The 20,938-nt window shown below is 47.8% G+C and carries 20 protein-coding genes and 1 other annotated feature; of the genes, 18 read left to right on the forward strand and 2 right to left on the reverse strand.

Annotation, left to right across the window (positions count from 1 at the left end):
• The 17 genes from DESLBE_RS21200 to DESLBE_RS21280 all read left to right on the forward strand — a co-directional run bounded on the left by DESLBE_RS21200 (nt 1) and on the right by DESLBE_RS21280 (nt 17,246).
• Nucleotides 1–360 (forward strand): ribosomal-processing cysteine protease Prp, encoded by a 360-nt coding sequence (locus tag DESLBE_RS21200; protein WP_005816543.1) that lies wholly within the window; start codon nt 1–3, stop codon nt 358–360.
• Nucleotides 354–650, forward strand: coding sequence for a 50S ribosomal protein L27 (gene rpmA, locus DESLBE_RS21205; protein WP_005816541.1), 297 nt, complete (start codon nt 354–356; stop codon nt 648–650). Before DESLBE_RS21200 ends, rpmA begins: the two co-directional genes overlap by 7 nt.
• A gap of 47 nt (nt 651–697) precedes the next feature.
• Nucleotides 698–1,270, forward strand: coding sequence for a Spo0B domain-containing protein (locus DESLBE_RS21210; protein ID WP_015945173.1), 573 nt, complete (start codon nt 698–700; stop codon nt 1,268–1,270).
• Nucleotides 1,271–1,303: 33 nt separating this feature from the next.
• A complete protein-coding gene (gene obgE / locus DESLBE_RS21215; protein WP_144678156.1) occupies nt 1,304–2,578 on the forward strand; it encodes a GTPase ObgE in 1,275 nt (424 codons plus the stop codon).
• Nucleotides 2,579–2,612: 34 nt separating this feature from the next.
• Entirely contained in the window at nt 2,613–2,906 is a 294-nt protein-coding gene (gene yhbY, locus DESLBE_RS21220; RefSeq protein ID WP_005816535.1) for a ribosome assembly RNA-binding protein YhbY, read from the forward strand.
• 71 nt (nt 2,907–2,977) lie between these two features.
• A complete protein-coding gene (gene nadD, locus DESLBE_RS21225; protein WP_144678157.1) occupies nt 2,978–3,601 on the forward strand; it encodes a nicotinate-nucleotide adenylyltransferase in 624 nt (207 codons plus the stop codon).
• A gap of 114 nt (nt 3,602–3,715) precedes the next feature.
• On the forward strand, nt 3,716–3,967 hold the full coding sequence (locus DESLBE_RS21230; RefSeq protein WP_015945172.1) for an RNA-binding protein: 252 nt from the start codon (nt 3,716–3,718) through the stop codon (nt 3,965–3,967).
• Between the two features lie 253 nt (nt 3,968–4,220).
• Nucleotides 4,221–5,333, forward strand: coding sequence for an IS110 family transposase (locus tag DESLBE_RS21235; RefSeq protein ID WP_144678158.1), 1,113 nt, complete (start codon nt 4,221–4,223; stop codon nt 5,331–5,333).
• 563 nt (nt 5,334–5,896) lie between these two features.
• Complete coding sequence (yqeK, locus tag DESLBE_RS21240; RefSeq protein WP_144678159.1) at nt 5,897–6,475, forward strand: bis(5'-nucleosyl)-tetraphosphatase (symmetrical) YqeK; 579 nt, start codon at nt 5,897–5,899, stop codon at nt 6,473–6,475.
• The gene (rsfS, locus tag DESLBE_RS21245; protein WP_005816526.1) at nt 6,462–6,800 is read left to right on the forward strand and encodes a ribosome silencing factor; all 339 of its coding nucleotides are present in this window, start codon (nt 6,462–6,464) and stop codon (nt 6,798–6,800) included. Before yqeK ends, rsfS begins: the two co-directional genes overlap by 14 nt.
• A gap of 45 nt (nt 6,801–6,845) precedes the next feature.
• Nucleotides 6,846–7,044, forward strand: a binding site (T-box leader).
• A 72-nt stretch (nt 7,045–7,116) separates the two neighbouring features.
• Complete coding sequence (gene leuS, locus DESLBE_RS21250) at nt 7,117–9,600, forward strand: leucine--tRNA ligase (protein ID WP_011460890.1); 2,484 nt, start codon at nt 7,117–7,119, stop codon at nt 9,598–9,600.
• A 312-nt stretch (nt 9,601–9,912) separates the two neighbouring features.
• Nucleotides 9,913–10,833, forward strand: coding sequence for a methylcobalamin--tetrahydrofolate methyltransferase (gene mtgA / locus DESLBE_RS21255; protein ID WP_005816523.1), 921 nt, complete (start codon nt 9,913–9,915; stop codon nt 10,831–10,833).
• Between the two features lie 56 nt (nt 10,834–10,889).
• Nucleotides 10,890–12,329, forward strand: coding sequence for a glycine betaine--corrinoid protein methyltransferase (gene mtgB / locus DESLBE_RS21260; protein ID WP_005816521.1), 1,440 nt, complete (start codon nt 10,890–10,892; stop codon nt 12,327–12,329).
• 38 nt (nt 12,330–12,367) lie between these two features.
• Nucleotides 12,368–13,012: a corrinoid protein gene (locus DESLBE_RS21265; protein WP_015945169.1), complete on the forward strand. Its 645-nt coding sequence runs from the start codon at nt 12,368–12,370 to the stop codon at nt 13,010–13,012.
• A 137-nt stretch (nt 13,013–13,149) separates the two neighbouring features.
• Nucleotides 13,150–14,634, forward strand: a complete 1,485-nt coding sequence (locus DESLBE_RS21270) for a BCCT family transporter (RefSeq protein ID WP_005816517.1) — start codon at nt 13,150–13,152, stop codon at nt 14,632–14,634.
• An 83-nt stretch (nt 14,635–14,717) separates the two neighbouring features.
• A complete protein-coding gene (locus DESLBE_RS21275) occupies nt 14,718–15,386 on the forward strand; it encodes a DUF1638 domain-containing protein (protein WP_005816516.1) in 669 nt (222 codons plus the stop codon).
• A gap of 24 nt (nt 15,387–15,410) precedes the next feature.
• Nucleotides 15,411–17,246, forward strand: a complete 1,836-nt coding sequence (locus DESLBE_RS21280; RefSeq protein WP_005816514.1) for an ASKHA domain-containing protein — start codon at nt 15,411–15,413, stop codon at nt 17,244–17,246.
• A 37-nt stretch (nt 17,247–17,283) separates the two neighbouring features.
• Here DESLBE_RS21280 and DESLBE_RS21285 read toward each other — a convergent pair whose 3' ends face one another.
• Both DESLBE_RS21285 and DESLBE_RS21290 read right to left on the reverse strand, forming a co-directional pair.
• Nucleotides 17,284–17,928 (reverse strand): corrinoid protein, encoded by a 645-nt coding sequence (locus tag DESLBE_RS21285; RefSeq protein ID WP_005816513.1) that lies wholly within the window; start codon nt 17,926–17,928, stop codon nt 17,284–17,286.
• Between the two features lie 20 nt (nt 17,929–17,948).
• Nucleotides 17,949–19,226 (reverse strand): PocR ligand-binding domain-containing protein, encoded by a 1,278-nt coding sequence (locus tag DESLBE_RS21290; RefSeq protein WP_026198760.1) that lies wholly within the window; start codon nt 19,224–19,226, stop codon nt 17,949–17,951.
• Between the two features lie 109 nt (nt 19,227–19,335).
• Between DESLBE_RS21290 and DESLBE_RS21295 the strand changes: the two genes are divergently transcribed.
• Nucleotides 19,336–20,934, forward strand: coding sequence for a BCCT family transporter (locus DESLBE_RS21295; protein WP_035214686.1), 1,599 nt, complete (start codon nt 19,336–19,338; stop codon nt 20,932–20,934).
• Nucleotides 20,935–20,938: the final 4 nt, after the last annotated feature.

Genomic DNA, 20,938 nt, shown 5'->3' on the forward strand with positions numbered 1-20,938 from the left:
ATGAAACATCAGGGTATTACTTTGAATCTTTGGTTGGATGACAACCAACGGATTCGCAAGTTTGAATTGTGTGGGCACGCAGGATATGCCGAGTACGGATTGGATATTGTCTGTGCCGCCGTATCTGCGTTGAGTATCTCAGCGGTCAACGGCTTGGAATTTTATCTTCCATGTAAACCGGAGGTTGAAGTGGACGACCCGCAAGGGTTTTTAAGCTGTACTCTCCCTGAATGTGAGCCTGGGACACTGGATCATGCCCAATGGATTTTAGGAACCATGGTTTTAGGGGTTGAAGGAATTCAACAGAGCTATGGTGAGCAATATGTAACTATTAATCGGAGGAGGTGGACTCCATGTTAAAAATGAATCTGCAATTATTTGCCCATAAAAAAGGGGTAGGTAGTTCTCGAAATGGTCGTGACAGTAATGCGCAACGTCTGGGCGTAAAGCGTGGAGACGGTCAATTCGTTACCGCAGGGAACATTATCGTTCGCCAACGGGGAACGAAGTTTCATCCTGGCAAGAACTGTGGTTTGGGTAAGGATGACACCCTCTTTGCAACCATTGATGGCTATGTTAAATTCGAGCGTAAAGATCGTAGCCGCAAACAAGTTAGCATTTATCCTGAGCGCCAGGCTGCTCAAGCTTAAAGGAAATCACAATCGCACCCCTGGGAGAATCCCGGGGGTTTTGTGTTATGTGTTATATGCGGAATAAGCCCCAGAAAGGATTGAAGACAGTGCCTGGTAAATCCTCCTTAGAACGAACTCTTCTGACAGAACAATTGGACCACTACCGGCTGCAGCGTCACGACTTTTTTAATCACTGGCAGGTCATCAAGGGCTATCTGCAGTTAGGCAAGGCGGATCGAGCGTTGCTCTATATGCAGGAGGGGATCAGTGGCCTGGAAGCTGAGCAGGATATCGGACAGATTCCTCAGGAGATTGTCGGCGCTATCTTGCTGGGTTTGGTTGTGGAGCTGCGCAAAGAAGGTCTTTGGGTTGAAGTTCAGCTCGATAGTGCCTTGAAAAAAGAGCGCTTTTGGCAAGAATTTTGGCAAGAGGAATATGGAGAAGTCTTATACGGGTACACTAAAGAATGTGTGAAGGCAATTTTTAAGCGTTATAAAGGGTTGGAGGAACCTGTCGTTGAAATCAAATTAGGGACTGGCGAAGCTCTTTGCAGTTTATCTTTGCTTGATGACGATAAGGTGGTATGGAAACAGAGCTGCTGCTATAAAGACTCTGAACAGCAATTTATAGCACAATAGTTGATCAGCTTAGGGATCAGAAGGGGATAGTGCATGTTTTACGATCAGGCAAAAATCTATGTTAAAGGTGGAGACGGCGGAGCCGGGGCTGTGGCGTTTCGCCGTGAAAAATACGTTCCTGAGGGTGGCCCCAGCGGTGGCGACGGGGGGCGGGGCGGCAAGGTCATCTTTATCGCCGATGAAGGACTCAGGACATTGGTGGATTTCCGCTATAAACGCCATTACAAGGCTGATCGCGGGGAACATGGACAGGGAAAGAATATGCACGGGAAGAGCGGGGAGGATATGAGCGTCCGCATTCCTGTAGGCACCGTTGTTAAAGATGCGGATACAGGAGAAATCCTCGCCGACTTGATTGAGCATGGGCAAAAAGTTGTCGTTGCCAATGGCGGCAGAGGCGGCCGCGGTAATGCCCGTTTTATGAGCAATACCAATAAAGCCCCCACTGTAGCGGAAAACGGCGAACCGGGAGAGGAGCGGAACCTCCTTCTGGAGCTGAAGCTTTTGGCCGATGTAGGACTGGTGGGATTTCCCAATGTAGGCAAGTCGACGATCATTTCCCGAATCTCGGCGGCTAAACCCAAGATTGCGGATTATCATTTTACTACGCTGGTGCCCAATCTTGGGGTAGTTGAGCTGGAGGATGGGGAAAGTTTCGTGGTGGCGGATATCCCCGGGCTGATTGAAGGGGCTCACACCGGAGCCGGACTGGGTCATGAATTTCTCAGACATACGGAAAGAACCCGTCTGATTCTTCATGTCCTGGATATTGCAGGCTCTGAGGAGCGGGATCCCCTGGAAGATTTTCAAATCATTGCGGAAGAGCTTCGCCAATATAGTCAGGAGCTGGCTAACCGCCCGATCTTGATTGTGGCCAATAAAATGGATATTCCCGGTGCGGAGGAAAATCTGCAGCGCTTGACAGAGAAGCTGGGGGAAGACTACCGTATTTTCCCGGTATCTGCAGCTACAGGAGAAGGGCTGAAGGAATTGGTTTATGCTGCCGCGAAAGCGTTGCCGGAAATTCCTGCACCCCAGATCTTTGTGCGGGATGAGGAACAGCATAAGCTGACCCAGGCGTCAGCTCCGCATCGCTTTGAACTGACCCGTGAAGGGGACTTCTTTGTTGTCTCCGGTAAGGAAGTTGAAAAACATGTGCAGATGACCATGTTCGATCGGGAGGATGGACTTTATCGCTTCCAGAATATCCTCAAGGCGATGGGAATTGAACGCGCTTTGCTGGATGAAGGTATAAAAGTGGGAGATAAGGTTCAGATTGCTGGGATAGAGTTCGAGTGGGAAGAGTAAGAAAAGGTAAGAAGATAAGTTAGGAGGTTTTGCGGTGTTAACCGGAAAACAAAAAGGTTTTTTACGCTCCCTGGGCAATGAGATGGATCCCATCTTACAGATTGGTAAAGGAGGAGTCACAGAGGCTGTCATAGCACAAACCGATGAGACTCTGGAAGCCCGGGAGTTAATTAAAGGGAGAGTGCTCCCTAACAGCATGGAAGATGTACAAAGCGCAGCCGCAGAATTGGCGGAACGCACCTCTGCGGAGTTGGTTCAGGTCATTGGGAGAAATTTTCTGCTCTATCGCGAGTCGAAGAAGAAGCCCATGATCGATTTGCCGCGATAAGCCTTATCTTCCCAGAGGATAAGGTGCTATAATAGGTATAAAAGCAGTAAGCAGTCGAGGAAGCAAAGGCTATGAACATTAATGCTCCACCCAAAAGAATAGGGATTATGGGAGGGACCTTTGATCCCTTGCATTATGGTCATCTGGTGGCGGCTGAAATGGCCCACCATGAATTTGCCTTGGAGAAAGTGATTTTTATCCCCACGGGTAATCCTCCCCATAAAGTGGGGCGTAGGGTAACCTCTCCCGGGGATCGCTATGAAATGGTCAAACGTGCTGTTCAGGATAACAGCTTTTTTGAAGTTTCTGATCTGGAAATCCAGCGTAAAGGTTATTCCTATACTGTGGATACCCTTAAGGAGTTGCATGAGCTCTATCCGCAGCACGAGCTGTATTTTATTACGGGAGCAGATGCCTTTCGCGAGATTTTCACCTGGAGAGAAGTACAGTCTGTTTTATCCCTCAGCCATTTCATCGGGGCTTCCCGCCCTGGATTCGACCCTCATGAGTTTCTTGAAGAATTGAAACGGGATTATCCGGAATTTCTGCCCCATATGCATCTTTTTGATGTGCCTGCTTTAGCCATATCTTCCACCGATATACGTTCCCGGGTCAAAGAAGGGAAGCCCATTCGCTATTTGCTTCCTGAATCCGTTCGTCTCTATATTGAAGAGGCAGATTTGTATAGGGCATAGTTTTATAGTTTAGCGCTATAACTTGATTTGTGGATTACAAAATCAGGTAAGTATAGTTCTGGAGCTTTTGCTCATACTAAATTCGAATCCAATAAGCAAGAGGTGACAGCAAATATGGCAACCCTTTATGTCGGAAATTTACCCTGGAACACTACATCTGAAGATCTCAACTCTTTCTTTGGCCAGTATGGTCAAGTGATAAGCAGTCGTATCATTACGGATCGTGAGACAGGGCGCTCACGAGGTTTTGGTTTTGTAGAGGTTGAAGATGAGGATGCGGCACGTATGGCGGAAGACCTTAATGGGAAGGATTTCGGCGGCCGGCCTTTAACGGTCAATGAAGCAAGACCTAAGCAGCAGATGTAAAAAAACATAGTTCTGGAAGACCCTCTTGCCCAAAAGGTCAGAAGGGTCTTCTCGCACTGTCAGAAAGTATAAGCTTGCGCTATATACTTTCTAAGCATAAGTGCAACCGGCGACTTCACCTCATTGGCAAGCATGGGTTTAAAGCAACAAGTTATCATGAACGAGGCACCCCTTTCGTAAATCGTAGGTTGTTTTGGTACAAACTAGTATGGCCGAACCAAAACAGAGCTACATACGAAAGGGGAGCCATACTATGAAGGATGCCACAAAATACGTAGGATTAGACGTTTCAAAAGAAAAGATTGCTGTCGCTCTTGCTGACGAAGGTCGTGGAGCACCGCGTTATTGGGGAGTTGTTCTTAATACACCTGAAGCCGTAAGAACACTTTTTAAGAAACTAGGCGACTCCTCACAACTCAAGGTGTGCTATGAGGCTGGTCCAACGGGTTATTGGCTGTATCGTTTGCTGGTAAGTATGGACATTGAATGTGTTGTTGTGGCCCCGTCACTCATTCCAAAACGACCCGGGGAACGGGTCAAGACGGACCGTCGTGATGCCTTGCGTTTAGCCCAGCTTTTGCGTGCCGGAGAGTTGACCTCTGTTTATGTTCCAACTGAAGAGGATGAAGCGCTTCGTGACTTAGTCCGGGCTCGGGAAGATGCTAAAGAGGATCAACTCAGAGCAAGGCATCGCCTCACCAAGTTTCTTATGCGCAATAACATCACTTCTCCAGAGAACGTCAGAAATTGGTCTGCAGCGCATCGTAAGTGGCTTAATCGTTTAGAATGGAGTAATGCAGCCCTTCGTGTGGTCTTTCAGGAATACCTCCACCATCTCAACGAGATAGAGCAACGTTTACAACGGATAGAACAGGAAATGCATCATCAAGCCCTGTATAGCCCTAAAGCCCCTATCATTCAAGGATTACAATCACTACGGGGAGTAGCAGAGATTACAGCGATAGGGTTAGTGGCTGAAGTGTGTTCCTTTACTAGATTTAAAGGTGCTCGATCCATGATGAGCTATACCGGGCTGGTTCCCAGCGAATATTCCAGTGGAGAAAGACGGAGACAGGGGGCGATCACCAAGGCAGGAAATACCCATGTTCGCCGATTGCTGGTCGAGGCTGCTTGGAGTTACCGATATCAACCGGCACTCAAAGGGAATCTTCTCAAAAGACAGGAAGGACTCCCCCCTCAGGTTCAAGCTATGGCATGGAAGGCTCAACATCGTTTGCATGGTAAATACTCTAAACTTATGGCCAAGGGCAAACCTCCCGGCAAAGTCGTCTCAGCAGTGGCCCGTGAATTAGCAGGCTTTGTTTGGGCCATTGCCAATGAACTGGAGAAAGAGACCGTGTCTTAAGATTCAACGATAACGAATAAAGAACACCCAGTTGAAGGTAGGGCCCGAAGGCAAACGTGAAAATCCGTAAAGGAGAACCCACGATTCGCACATGTGCTAAGATGTCATTGACGTTTGAATGCACGACACAAGTTCGTGGCTTAGCTCCCCCGACGGAGAGATTTAATGTGGATAGCCAAACCCACGAATATCAGACTGCTCACCGTCGATGTTTTGTTTGCCTTCGTGCCGTGTCTTTAAAAGGAGAGTGTAATAGGTTGGGGCTTTGCCCCAAGAGTTTAACGCTTTAGATTCTCCTACAACGTTTCAAATTCAAGAGGGAACCGGGGGTAATCCAGTTCCCCGTTGTAGCAGAACCCAATCATGGCGCTCGGGTTGCTCTCCAGCATTGCCCTATCCTCCATGATTGGAAAGAGCCATAGTTAGTCTTTCCAAGATAAAACCAAAAGATTTTAAAGAGGCACACTTGACAGCCTCGTTCATATCAGTGCGAAGACAGTGTCTTCGTGGTGAAGCCGGGTTTTCTTTAGCATATATTTATTGGAAAGTAGGTTCTGGCGATTTTGGATATTCAGGAAGCCTACAATTTAGCTTACAGTTCCATGTCAAAGAAGCGGTTCAGTCATACTTTGGGAGTTGTCCGGTGGGCTCAGGAGCTGGCCATAAAGCACCAGGTGGATGGTGAGAGGGCTCAGATTGCTGCCTATTTGCATGACCTTAAGAAAGAAATTGATTTTACGCAACAGATTGCTATGGCGAAAGAGTGGAATTTAATTCGCTATCCTGAGGATGAAGACAATCCTCAGAGTCTACATGGTCCCCTGGCAGCTTATTGGCTGGAGTGTGAATATGGCTACAAGGATCGGGAAGTATTGGCGGCGATAGCTCATCACACTTTAGGAGCTCCGGGAATGGGGAGCTTGGAGATGTTAATTTATAGTGCTGATCTAACAGAACCTCAGCGTTCTTTTCCCGATGTAGACAAACTACGACAATCCTTGTATGATAATCTTGAGAATGGTACACTAATGTGTGTTGAACATACTTTAAATTATTTGCGAAAAAGTAAGCGGAGCATCCATCCTCAAACACTGCTTACCTATGAAGATTTAAAAAGGAGGCAAAAATTTGCTGACAGATAAGCAATTGCATGGCGCTGTAAACCTTGTTGAAGACAAAAAAGGCCGGGAGACCATTCTGCTTGACCTCAAAGGGATTTCCATGGTCACAGATTATTTCCTGATCACAACCGGAAATTCCACCACTCAAGTTAAGGCGATCACCGATAACCTCTCCGAGAAGCTCCCCGAGTTGGGCGTGACTATTTTAAGAGTAGAAGGGTTGCAGGAGGCCAAATGGGTTCTTGTGGATTGCGGAGATCTGGTGATTCACGTGATGACTCCGGACCAGCGGGAATTCTATAATCTTGAGCGGCTCTGGGGAGACGCGCCGGTGATCAGTTCTTGATAGTTGACATGATGCCGAATTTTGGATTATTATATAGGAAACTTGCGAAAAGCAATGAAGGGGAATAAGCCCAAACAACCTCATTTCAGAGAGGCAACGGTCGGTGAGAGTTGCTGTGAGACTTTGGTAAGCACTCGCCCCGGAGCTGTACTCAGATCATAATGAGTGCCGGTGCGAGCCGTTATCATCGATGAAGTGCAGTTGAAATTGGGTGGTACCGCGGGAAGTTACTCTCGTCCCTTTAGGGATGGGAGTTTTTTATATCTTGATTTCATCTCGATCATGGAGTTCGGAATGTTTAAGGGGGAAAATTATAATGCAAGAGAAATATCTTTTTTCAGAGATTGAGCCTAAATGGCAAAAAAAATGGGTGGACAGAAAAGATTATCAAGCCGAAGAGCATTCTGATAAACCCAAATTCTATGCTTTAGCGATGTTTCCTTACCCTTCCGGCAATCTTCATATGGGACATGTCCGGAATTATTCTATAGTGGATGTCATCGCTCGCTTTAAGCGGATGAGGGGTTACAATGTTCTGCATCCCATCGGTTGGGATTCTTTTGGGCTGCCGGCAGAAAATGCGGCCATTAAGAATCAAACGCCGCCGGCTGAGTGGACTTGGAAAAATATCGCCAATATGAAAAGGCAGCTTCAGGAAATGGGAATCTCCTATGATTGGGAGCGGGAGGTTACGACCTGTCATCCCGACTATTACAAGTTTACGCAATGGATCTTTTTAGAGTTTTACAAACATGGCTTGGTGTATAAGAAAAAAGCCGGCGTCAACTGGTGTCCTTCTTGTGCCACCGTTCTTGCCAACGAGCAGGTGGTGGATGGAGCTTGTGAACGTTGCGACACCGCCGTTACCAAAAAAGATCTGGAACAATGGTTTTTTAAGATTACGGACTATGCTCAAGTGCTTTTGGATGATCTGGAAAAACTCCCCGGCTGGCCTGATAAAGTGAAGACCATGCAAAAAAACTGGATTGGCCGTTCTGAAGGAGCCGAAGTGGAATTCGACCTGGAGAACCACGGGGATAAAATTCGGGTCTATACCACCCGGGTGGATACGATTTTTGGTGTGAGCTATGTAGTGCTGGCACCGGAGCACCCTTTGGTGCAAAAGCTGATTGCTGGTACGGAATACGAAAATGACGTGCAAGCCTTTATCGAACGGATGAAGGGGCTGAATGAAATCGCCCGGACTTCCACCGAAACCGAAAAAGAAGGCCTGTTTACCGGGGCCTACTGCATTAACCCCTATAGCGGAGAAAAAGTACCCATCTGGATCGCTAACTATGTTCTTTTTGAATACGGAACAGGAGCGGTTATGGGCGTACCGGCCCATGATGAAAGGGACTTTGAGTTCGCCGGGAAGTATAAGCTTCCCATTAAGACCGTTATCCTGCCTGAGGGAACCCCTGTGGAGGAAAAGGATACTCCTCTTCAAGCAGCTTTCGTTGAAGAGGGAATGATGGTGAATTCCGGCGAGTATGATGGTCTCAAGAATGTGGAGGCCTGGGAGAAGATGTGTGATAAAGCTGAGCACGATGGCTTTGGTGAACGGAAAGTGAATTTCCGCCTCCGTGACTGGCTTATTTCCCGTCAGCGTTACTGGGGAGCTCCCATTCCCATGATTTATTGCGATCATTGCGGAATTGTTCCTGTGCCCCAGGACCAACTCCCTGTCATGCTCCCGGACGATGTGGTCTTTAAAGCGGGGGAGAATCCCCTGACCACCTCGGAAAGCTTTAAACAAACCATCTGTCCCACCTGTGGCGGTAAGGCCCGTCGTGAAACAGACACTATGGACACTTTTATGTGCTCCTCCTGGTATTTCCTCCGCTATACTGATCCCCACAATGCTCAGCTCCCCTTCGCCAAAGAAGCTGCAGATCACTGGATGAATGTGGATCAATATGTAGGTGGAGTAGAGCATGCTATTCTCCATTTGCTGTACTCGCGTTTCTTTACTAAGGCTCTGCGGGATTTTGGCTATCTTAAAGTCGATGAGCCCTTTGCCAACCTACTCACTCAGGGGATGGTTTGCCTGGGCGGGGCTAAAATGTCCAAATCCAAGGGTAATGTGGTAAGTCCTGAAGAAATTATTTCTAAATATGGTGCCGATACGGCCCGCCTCTTCATCCTCTTCGCAGCTCCGCCGGAGCGGGATTTGGAATGGAACGACCAAGGGGTGGAAGGTTGCTACCGCTTCCTCAACCGGGTGTGGCGTCTGGCGGCTCAATACGAAGAAGTCTTAAAGACTACTGGGGCAGGGGCTAATGAATTTGGCGAATTGGACAAAGCTGCCAAGGACATGCGCCGTCAAACCCACCAAACCATTCAAAGAGTTACTTCGGATGTGGGAGCACGCTTCAACTTCAACACAGCCGTCAGTGCCATTATGGAACTGGTCAATGCTCTTTATCTGTACAAAGAACAGCCCCAGGTGAATTTGGCGGTGGCCCGGGAAGCCTTGGAGAGCATTCTCATCCTGCTGGCGCCTTTTGCACCCCATATTACCGAAGAAATCTGGAGTGAATTGGGCCATGAGGACAGCATCCATAGCCGGGAGTGGCCGCAAGTGGATGAAGAGGCTCTGGTCCAGGAAGAGGTCACTGTGGTCCTGCAGATCAACGGGAAGGTTAAGGAGCGGATTCAGGTTCCGGCCCAGATTTCCGCGGCGGAATTGGAAGCACAGGTCCGGCAGCTGCCCAGGCTTGGGGAATGGACTCAAGGCAAACAGATCCTTAAGATCGTAACGGTGCCGGGTAAGCTGGTCAATGTCGTTGTGAAGTAGGTTAACTTTTATGGAGACCTGAAAGGAAGAACCCTGGGCTATCTTTCCGGTTTAAGTGACACGGATGTGGGATAAAGCTGTTGCAAAATGAACGGTGACGTTTGTTGAGCAACAGCTTTTTTAGTCTTCAAACTCGAGTTGATGATTGTGATAGGATAGCGTTAAAATAAGCAGAAATGCATTATTTATTAGGCGATTTATTTCTGATATATTCAATGCATCAGAATTATTAGAATAGACGGAAAATAAGGAGGGCCAAACAACACATTATTTTGACAAGATCAAAACACATTTTGCATAGGAGGAAGTCAAATGTTCAAATTTACTGCTCAACAACATGTTTATGACATCAATGGGGTTAAGGTTGGTGGTCAGCCTGGGGAATACCCAACAGTGCTCATCGGCAGCATTTTTTATCGGGGCCATAAGATCGTCTCAGATGGTCAAAAGGGAATTTTCGACAAAGATGCAGCCAAAGCTTTGCTGGATCAGGAAGCCGAACTAAGCGCAGAAACAGGCAATCCATTTATCATTGATGTCTTGGGAGAATCTGTTGAAGCCCTTACGAAATACGTGGAATTTATTTTGGAAAATACCACTGCCCCATTCCTCCTGGATAGTATCAGCCCGGATGTGCGGGTAGGAGCCCTGAAAAATTTGGGCAAGGATCCGGAGATTCAGAAACGGCTGATCTACAATTCCATTGAAGAGCATTACACCGAAGAAGAGCTGGCCGCCATCAAAGAGGCAGGGCTGAAGACCGCCGTTATCCTTGCTTTCAGTAAGAAAGCGTTAAAGCCCAATGCCCGCATCGATCTTCTCCAGGGCAAGGATGATAAAGAAGGGTTGATTGCAGCGGCCAAACGGGCCGGTATCGAGCAATTCCTTGTGGATCCGGGAGTCTTGGATGTGGCCAGCAATAGCTGGACGACGGAAGCGATCAATGTGGTTAAAGAGCAATTCGGCTATCCCGGTGGCTGTGCGCCATCCAATGCAGTCTATCTCTGGAAGAAAATGCGTTCCAAAGGAACCCCCTTCTTCGAAGTTGCCGGGGCTGCGGTCTTCACTTATCCGATCACACAGGGTGCCGATTTCATTCTCTATGGTCCCATGATGAACGCTCCCTGGGTTTATCGTGCTATAGCAACCACAGATGCCATGATTGCCTATAACAATAAGCTGACCGGAGTTAAGATGGGAACCACAGAGCATCCTTTGCTCAAAATTTTCTAAACCTTATTTTCTTGACTTAACTTAACTTGATTTGATGTAAAAATTTCAAAAAAGGGGTGGGTCAATTGTTACCTAAGTACAATATCCTGACCGAGGACCAAGTTCAAAAAATCCACGAAAACACCATGAAGATCCTTGAAGAAATCGGTATTGAGTTTGAGTACGAACCGGCTTTAGAGGTTTTTCGCCGGGAGGGGCAAAAGGTCGAAGGCAAGAGAGTCTATTTGACCCGTGAATTTGTGGAGTCCAAGCTCAAATCGGCACCGGCAGAGTTTACCCTTCATGCCCGCAACCCTGAAAACAATGTGGTTATCGGCGGCGATAATATTGTCTTTATGCCTGGTTATGGAGCCCCCTTCATTTACGAATTGGATGGCAGCCGGCGTAAAACCACCTTGCAGGATTACGAGAATTTCGCCAAACTGGCCGGAGCCAGCAAGAATATGCATCTTTCCGGCGGCACCATGGCGGAACCTCAGGACATTCCGGATGGCGTGCGTCATTTGCAGATGCTGTACAGTTCGATTAAAAACTCCGATAAGTGCTTCATGGGCAGTGCCGAAGGAAAAGAAAGGGCGGAAGACTCCGTCGAAATAGCTGCTATCCTCTTCGGCGGCAAAGATGTGATTAAAGAAAAGCCGGTCTTAGTCTCCTTGATTAACTCCTTGACTCCTCTGAAATATGACGAAAGAATGCTGGGGGCCTTGATGGCTTATGCGGAAGCAGGTCAGGCTGTGATCATTGCTTCACTGGTTATGGCCGGATCGACCGGTCCCGCATCTTTGGCAGGCACCTTGTCCCTGCAGAATGCCGAGGTCTTAGCCGGAATCTCTTTAGCACAAAGCATCAACCCAGGAACCCCGGTTATTTATGGCTCTACTTCCGCTTTAAGCGATATGCGCAGCGGCAGTCTTTCCATCGGCAGTCCCGAATGCGCTCTCTTTATCTCAGCAAGCGCTCAGCTGGCCCGCTTTTATGGAGTACCCAGCCGTTCCGGCGGCGGACTGAACGACTCCAAGACTGTGGATGCCCAAGCCGGTTATGAGTCCATGATGACGTTGATGGCAGCTAATCTGACCGGTGTTAACTTTGTTCTCCATACAGCGGGAATTCTCCAATACTTCATGGCCATGTCCTATGAGAAATTCATCATGGATGATGAAATTGCCGGTATGCTTCTCCATTATATGAAGGGCTATACCTTTGACGAAGACGGCATGGCTTTTGACGTGATAGAGAAAGTAGGGCCCGGAGGACATTTCCTCACCCAGAAGCATACGCGCAAAAATCATAAGCGGGAGTTCTATACCCCTACCCTCAGCGACCGAAGCGCCTATGATACCTGGGCAAAAGAGAAGCTGGAGACGAAGCAGCGCGCTCATGCCCGTTGGCAGCAGATTCTGGCCAATTATGTGCCCCCCGCCCTGGATCCGGAGATCGATGCCAAACTGCAGGCCTTCATTGCCCAGCGGGGTAAGGAAGTTGGCGAAGAGTAAACAAGTAGGCAATAACGAAAATAACGGGAGGAATGATCATGAGTTTATTGGATGAACTGAAGCAAGCGATTATTGACGGAGATGAAGATATCGTAGCAGAACTTTCCCAAAAAGCTGTTGATGAAGATCTTGATTTGGTGGATACGGTTCAGTCGGGTCTGGTCAAGGGAATTGAGGTTGTGGGCACAGCGTGGAAAGAAGGGGAGATGTTCTTACCGGATGTCATGATGTCGGCTGAAGCGATGAAAGTCGGTTTGGCTATCCTGGAGCCGGAAATTGCCAAGAAAGGAATGAGTGAAGGGGAATCCAAGGGTAAAATCGTCCTGGGCACTGTGGAAGGGGATATCCACGATATCGGTAAAAATATAACGGGCGCTATGTTCACAGCGGCAGGGTATAAGGTAATTGACCTTGGTACGGACATTAAAGCGGAAGGCTTTGTGGCTAAGGCTCAGGAAGTAGGAGCAGATATCATCGGAGCCAGCGCCTTGCTGACCACCACCATGATCAAGCAAAAAGAACTGATCGAATATCTGAAAGAGAAGAATTTAAGAGACAGCTATAAAGTGTTGGTAGGCGGCGGCCCAACCAGCCAGGTATGGGCTGATGAGATCGGTGCGGATGGATGGGCGGAAACTGCAGACGACGCAGTTGAACTTGCTAATAAGATTTTGGGCAAATAGAGAGGGCAGGAGTCAATACTCGTTGCTTCGCTATCCGTTAGAACAATGTAATCAGCGGCGTTGGTTACACACCTGCCGCTGATTTCTCTCAATAGCAAATTTTCGGATTATTGAAAAATTTGGAGAGGTGAGTGAATATGGGAGTTGACAAGAAGCAAAACACTGTATTGTATATTTCTTCAGCCATTGCCCTGTTGTTTGTTCTGTGGGGAGTATTTTTACCTGAAAATATGGCCAATGTGGTCAATAAAGTCTTTGCCTTATTAACCACGAATTTCGGTTGGCTTTACCTTTTAGCTGTTGCAATTTTTATTATCTTTGTCTTTGGTATAGCCATCAGCCGTTACGGGAAAATCAAGCTGGGTGCCGATGACGATAAACCGGAATTCAGCAATTTCCAATGGTTTGCCATGCTTTTCGGCGGAGGCATGGGCATTGGTTTGGTCTTTTGGTCCGTTGCCGAACCCATCATGCATTTTAACAGTCCGCCTTTCGGAGAACCGGGAACCGTAGAGGCTATGCAAACTTCCATGCGGGTGGTCTTCTTTCACTGGGGCATTCATGCCTGGGTTAACTTTGCTATCGCCGGTTTGGCTCTGGCCTACTTCCAATTCCGCAAAGGGCTGCCCTTCCTGATTAGCTCGGCTTTCTATCCCCTCATTGGCGATCGGATTTATGGGCCGATTGGCAAGGCCATCGATATTCTGGCTGTATTCGCCACTATTTTTGGAATTGCTACCAGTTTGGGCTTGGGTTCCAGCCAGATAGCCACAGGAATACAGTACATCTGGGGAATTCCGGCCGGCCCTCTGACGATTTCCCTTGTCATTGCCGTGATCACAGTTATCTTTACCCTGGCCACGGTCTCCGGTCTGCATAAAGCCATGCAGTCGATTGCTAATGTCAAAGTTTGGTTATCCGTTGCATTTATGGTTTTTATCTTCTACTTTGGCGGCAAAGTCTTTATCCTCAATACCTTTACCCAAAGTTTGGGCGATTATCTGCAGAATTTTGTCGGCCAAACCTTCTGGATGGCCAATGAAAGCTGGGTAGGCGGCTGGACCATCTTCTACTGGGCATGGTGGATCGCCTGGGCTCCCTTTGTCGGTCAGTTTGTGGCACGGGTGTCGAAGGGGCGGACCATTCGGGAGTTTGTCTTTGCCGTAACCCTGCTGCCGGTCGGCTTCTCCTTTATTTGGCTGGCTATCTACGGCGGAGCAGCCTTTAACCTGGACCAGATTTCCGGAGGATTTATTCAGAATGCTGTCAATGCTGATTACACCACGGCTTTGTTTGCCCTGCTGCAGCAGATGCCTCTCTACGCCATAACCGGTCCTTTGGCCATCCTGCTGATCGTGACTTGCTTTGTGGGTGCTGCCGACTCAGCTACCTACGTTCTGGCTATGCTGACCTCCAATGGAGATATGGATCCCAGCAAGAAACTGCGCAGCTTCTGGGGGATTATGCAAGGAGCTATGACCATTGTGCTCATTGTTGTGGGCGGTACGGCTGCCCTGAAAGCCCTTCAGACTGCCTCGATTGCTTCGGCCTTTCCTTTTATGCTGATCATGCTGGTTATGTGTTATAGTATTCTTAAAGCTCTCAGGAGCGATCATCCCTAATGCTCCTGGGTAACAGAACTTAAACCACGGGTAAAACACTCAGATTTTGCATCTGGGTGTTTTACCTCATCAGGAGAATCACTATGAAAATTAAACTGATCGGTTGTCATTCCACAATGAACGAGGTCAAAGCCTTAAAGAATGATGGATTAATGGACTGTGAATTTCTTGATTTTAATTATCATGCCCTACCGGCGGAACTCCATAAAAAAATTCAAGAGATCATTGATGCCAGCCAGGATTATGATCTGATTGTCCTGACCTACGGCCGTTGCTCCAATACTTTGGTGGACTTAGTTTCGCCGGCCGTTCCCATGCTGATACCGACTACCCATGATTGCATCGGTCTGTTGATGGGTTCCAATGCCCGCTATCTGGAGCTTTTCTGCAAAAATACCAGAACCTATTTCTTCAGCCAGGGGTGGCTGGACTATGGCCGTACTCCCTATGACGAGTACCTTGAATATGTGGAAAAGTATGGTGAGAAAAAGGCCGGGAAGATCATCCAAGCCCTTTACGGACACTACAATAAAGCCATGCTGATTAAATCGGTGGGTATGGAAATGCCGGATTCCTATTACGGTAAGCTGCAGAAAATAGCTGATTTCTTCGGCTGGGAGATCGAGGAGATGGAAGGCGATGCCGGCCTGCTCAACGCCTTGGTTCGGGGAGAAAAGCTGGAGGATGTGGTGTTCATTGAGCCAGGTCAGCCTGTGACCCTGAAACATTTTGCCGAAGGTGAGCCGACGTAGACATAAAGCAGGGGAGGGAGAACGGTGATCATCAGGATAAAGCATTACGGAGAGGTAAAGATAGAGGACAGTAAAAATTTATTGCTTAATTTAATTGAAAACCGCATCGGGATCGATAATATATGCAATGGCAAAGGAACCTGTGGAAAGTGTAAGGTCCGCTTTAGGCAAGGGGTGCCTGAAGCAACTTCTGCCGATTTAAGATATTTATCCGTCGAGGAGCTTGAGGAGGGCGTCCGCCTTGCTTGTCAGGTCAAGCCTCAAAAAGGGATGGAAATCGATGTGACTCTGTCCAATTCCTTCGATCGCAAGAACACGGTGCTGCGCAGGGATGACCAAGTTGCTTTGGATTCCGGATTGAGCGGGATTTCCCTGACCATACCGCAGCCCAGTCTGGAAGATGAACGTGGGGATTGGGATAGAATTATTGATGAATATAGAAAGGTGATGCCGGAGCAGGGGTTAGCTCTTCCCTCTCTGGGAGTTCTGGAGAGACTTCCCGGGACTCTGCGGAAACTAGACTATCGAATCACTGCGGTCACCTGGCAGAATAGGGTGATTGATGTTCAACCGGGACATGATACGGCTTTGCATGGGCTGGCTGTCGACATCGGTACCACCAGTGTCGCCGTGGCCCTGATCGATTTGAAGACAGGGGAAGTTCTGGGAAGTGTATCTGCTGAAAATGGGCAAACAGCCTTTGGCGGCGATGTTATTTCCAGAATAGCCTATGCCGGGGAAGGGCTGAAGAACCGCCTTCAGCTTACCGCAGCGGTCCGCAGTACCATTAACACCCTAATCGATGAGCTGGTACTCCAGCATGAGATCGTCCGTAACTCCATCTATAAAATGACGATTGTTGCCAACACAACCATGAGTCATCTCTTTTTGGGGCTCGATGTATCCAATCTTGCTGTGTCACCTTATGTTTCAGTGTATAATCAGGCCCTCGAATTTTCCGCCAAGGAGTTGGGTCTGGGGAGCAATCCGGAAGCTGTCGTTCAGATACTGCCTAACATTGGGAGCTTTGTGGGCGGGGATACGGTGGGAGCCCTCCTTGGTGCGCCTGAAGTACTGACTCAGGGAAATCATCTTCTGCTTGATTTAGGCACTAATTGCGAATTGGTTCTCAAAACCGAAAAAATGATGCTGGCTTGTTCTACCGCAGCAGGTCCGGCTTTTGAAGGGGCGGGCATTTTCCATGGCATGAGAGCAAAGCCCGGTGCTATTGAAGGGATACGAATCCACGAAGAGGGTGTGGAGCTCCGGGTCATCGGGGATGAAGAAGCCCTCGGAATTTGTGGTTCAGGTTTGATCGATGGCATCGCCCAAATGCGCCAAGCCGGTATCATCAATAGAAAAGGAGCTTTCGTTGATCCTGATCATAAGGATTGCAGCTTATCCGATGAGTTAAAGTCGCGGATACGCAAGAAAGAGGATTATTGGGAATTTGTGTTTGCTTTTGGCCGGCAGCATAAAAAAGATATCTCTTTAGGTCAAAGAGATATCGAAGCCTTACAACTGGCTAAAGGTGCAGTATGTGCCGGGATTAAAACCCTGGTCAGCCTGGCCGGCATTTCGCTCCGGGATTTGGATTCCATCGTCATGGCGGGAACCTTTGCCACCTATCTTAAGAAGGAGTCCATCCTCAGCATTGGGCTGACGCCCCATACGGATCCGGAGAAGATTAAGATGGCAGGCAATGCAGCCCACCTGGGAGCCATTCGCACCCTTCTCAATCAGGGGACCTTTGCCGAGGGGGCAGAGCTCGCCCGCCGGATTCAACATATCGAACTGGGCGGGGACAAAACCTTTACGAATTTTTTTATGAGAAGTATGTATTTGGAGCCAACAGACTAAAGGGATAACCTTGTCTTTGGAGCGAGCCAGGGCTTCTTTAGTCTTTGCGGAGGAAGAGTTTATCATAATTTTCCTTGAGATAATCTCTTATCTCGAAGGCATTTTCAAAATAATAGTCTGCAGCAATTTCACTGGCAAATTCTTCAGTAACCGGTGCGCCGCCAACAAAGATCTTGACACTGGGACTTTGCTGCCGCACCTCCTTGATGATGCTCTTCATGACCCCCATCGTCGTGGTCAGCAGGGCAGAAATCATCAGGATCTCAGGTTTTTCCTTGCGGACAGCATCGGCAAATTTTTTGGGGGTGACATCAACCCCAAGATCAATGACTTTAATGCGGAGGGACATGACCATGGTTTTGACCAGAGTCTTGCCGATATCGTGCAAATCTCCCGCCACAGTCCCGACGATGACTTTGCCAGGCTTATTGGGGCTGCTGGAAATGAGATGGGGCTCCAACAGACTGAGCCCGGCATGCATGGAACGGGTCGCCATGAGAACTTCGGGGATGATCACATTGCGCTCACGAAACTTATCCGCGATCTCGTTCATACCGGCGATCAGGCCTTTTTCCAGGATGACTTGGGCCGGGTAGCCCATAGATAAAGCTTTATGAGTTAAATCATAAGTTATTTCAGCTTCTCCTTCTAAGATGGAATCCTTCAATTGATTAAGGATCATTGTTTACTTCCTTTCATCCCTTAAAATAGGCTGTTTCTATAGACTAAAGGCGTAACTCCGATATATTTGCGGAAGACTTTGGCAAAATGGCTCTGGTTTTGAAAACCGACGGCCAATGCCACATCTTTGACACTGAATTCGGGTTTCTTCAAGAGTTCCACGGCTTTCTCCACCCGGACACGGGTTAAGTAATCATTAAATGTACAATCCAATTGCTGACGAAAAAGTCTGGAAAGGTGAGAAGGGCTGATAAAGAGGTGTTGGGCTGCATCCGCAATCGTTAAAGGCTGGGCATGATTATGAAGAATGAAGGAGCGGGCATCCTTGACCAGGCTTAAGTGTTTTTTATCAGCTAAGATAAAGATGTTTTCCAGAAATTCATCAACAATCTGCTTAATGAAGTAGATGATCTCCTCGACCCGCTCCATATTCTCCAGTTTTTTGTAGAATGAACTGAGAATGGTTACGGCTTGTTCCGCGTCGGAACCCCCCTCCACGGCGGCCCGGGATGTTAAAGCAGCCAACTCAACGATTCTGTCTTTGGCTAATTGGGGCTCACCGGTGGATTTCGTATAGATTTTGATGATTAAGTTTTCCAAGGTAGCAAAGGCTCTTGATTTATCCCCAAGCCGAATGTATTGAAGAAATCTCCTTTCATCTTTTAAGATGGATTCATAAGAGATATCCGTTCTCCGGGGACCCTTTTTGCGTTTGAGTATTTGATCATGGAGCTGTTGCTGTAAGACCTTGTAGGCTTTCTCTTCTTCTAAGGCCCGCAGATTGTTTTTAAGGATATGGCTGACCACCACAAAGAGAAGATTAGCGGCAGCCTGGGCCTGGTCGGCGGATATGATGGAGAGATTGGGAACAGCTTGATTTAATTCTTCCGGGTCGATTTTAAGCCCCTTGCTGATATCCTGTAATTCCTGAATAAAAAAGCGATCCGGCTTCCAGAGGAGAACCTGGCCACAGATAATGCTTCCCAAAGTAATGTCTTTGCTGAGGATGGGAACAGCCCAGATCACAAGGCCTGCATGGCAGCGGAAGAAATAGGGTTCATCCCATTTGACGGCTTCGCTGGTGGCCCGTTTATAAGAATCAATACAGCGTTTATTGCCCTGAGGATTGTTGCGGATGCATTGACAGAAAGGGGACCTGTCCAAACTTCCCGGAATGGAAAAGGTCTCGCCGCGATAGTTGACGGCCTCGATTCTAAGGCCTGTGGCCTGTGTAAAATTACCTAATATATTTTCCAGGTAAGAAGGATCAAAGAAGCCATCCAGACTTGACCGATTCATCACCATCACCTATGTTCCTTGAAATTTCAAAATAGAATGATAACAGGTGCCTATAACATACTATAGGCCAAACCAAGAGAAAAATCCAGAGATAGAGGGGAGAATGGATATGGAAACCGATACAAATTCCAAGAACAGTAAAGTTCTCAACAGGCAGCCTAAAACCGTGAATTGGGCCCTGTTGGGGAATATTGATCCCTATGTATTTATCATTTCAGCTCTGTTAGCGGTGGGTTTTCTCCTTTGGGGTGTGGTTGATTCTGAAGGTCTGAGCCATGTGTCGAATACCATTCTTGACTACATCATTCAGCAGTGGGGCTGGTTGTTCATTGTGGGGATTCTTTTTTTCCTGCTTTTTTGCCTTTACTTAGCCTTCAGCCGCTATGGCGATATCAAACTGGGAGGCCAGGATACCTTACCGGAATACAGCACCTTCTCCTGGTTTGCCATGCTTTTCGGTTGTGGCATGGGAGTAGGGTTGGTATTCTGGTCCATTGCCGAACCCATTAATCATTTTCTCAACCCTCCGGCTTATGTCAATGCCCTTAGCCCATCTCAATCAGCGGAATGGTCCTTAGCTATCTCCTTTTTTCATTGGGGACTCAGTGCCTGGGCTTCCTTTGTTCTCATCGGGCTGGCCATGGGGGTCATTATTTTCCGCAATAAGATGCCGATGCTCTTGAGCAGCTGCTTTTATCCACTATTAGGGGATAGAATCTATGGCCCTATCGGCAAATTGATTGATATTATTACCCTTTGGGCGTCGCTTTTTGGTATGACAACCACCATCGGCCTGGGTACTAAGCAGTTGGCGGCTGGAGTTACTTATAATTATGGCATTCCTCAAGGTATTCCCCTGCTTTTAGGGATATTGGCCATCGTCATTATCTGTTATCTGATTTCGGCTTGTACTCCTAATCTGAAAGGAATAAAAATAGGTTCGGATCTGAGTTTAATCGCCACCGGGGGCTTGCTGCTCTTTGTCTTTTTGTTCGGTCCCACGAAATTTATTATGGATATGTTTGTCAACAGTACAGGGGTTTATATTCAGAACTTTTTTGCCATGAGTCTCTGGACGGATCCCATAGAACAGAGCGGCTGGCTGGGCAGCTGGACAATATTTTATTGGGCTTGGTGGATTGCCTGGGCCCCCTTTGTCGGCATGTTCATCGCCAAGATTTCGAAAGGGCGTACGATCAAAGAATTCGTCTTAGGCGCTTTGATCGCTCCAACTCTTCTGGATATGATCTTTTTTGGCATTTTCGGAGGGACTTCGTTGAGCTTTGAACTTAATCAAGTGTCCCAGGGTATTTTGGCCAATGCTATTAATGTGGATATTTCCAGTGCGGTATTCGTCTTGTTTGAACAGTTTCCCTTCCGGGAGATCACTTCACTCATATTGATCTTTGTCATCTTTACCTTCTTTGTCGTATCTGCTGATTCCTGCACAATCGTCCTGGGTATGCTCTCCAGCGGTGGGAACGAAAACCCCAGGATTCCCTTAAAGCTGTTTTGGGGAATAGCAATGGGAGCTGCTGCGGGGCTGCTGCTGATGCTTGGGGATGGAGGGTTGGATGCCCTGCAAATGGCCTCGATCCTGGGTGGATTTCCCTTCTTGTTCATTATGTTTGCCATTTGCTACAGTATTATTAAAACGTTAAGAAGGGAAAAATCGACAAACCTTGTTGGAATTCGAGAGAGGAATTGAAGGG

The organism is Desulfitobacterium sp. LBE (genome assembly GCF_007830365.1).
GTDB classification, from domain to species: domain Bacteria; phylum Bacillota; class Desulfitobacteriia; order Desulfitobacteriales; family Desulfitobacteriaceae; genus Desulfitobacterium; species Desulfitobacterium hafniense.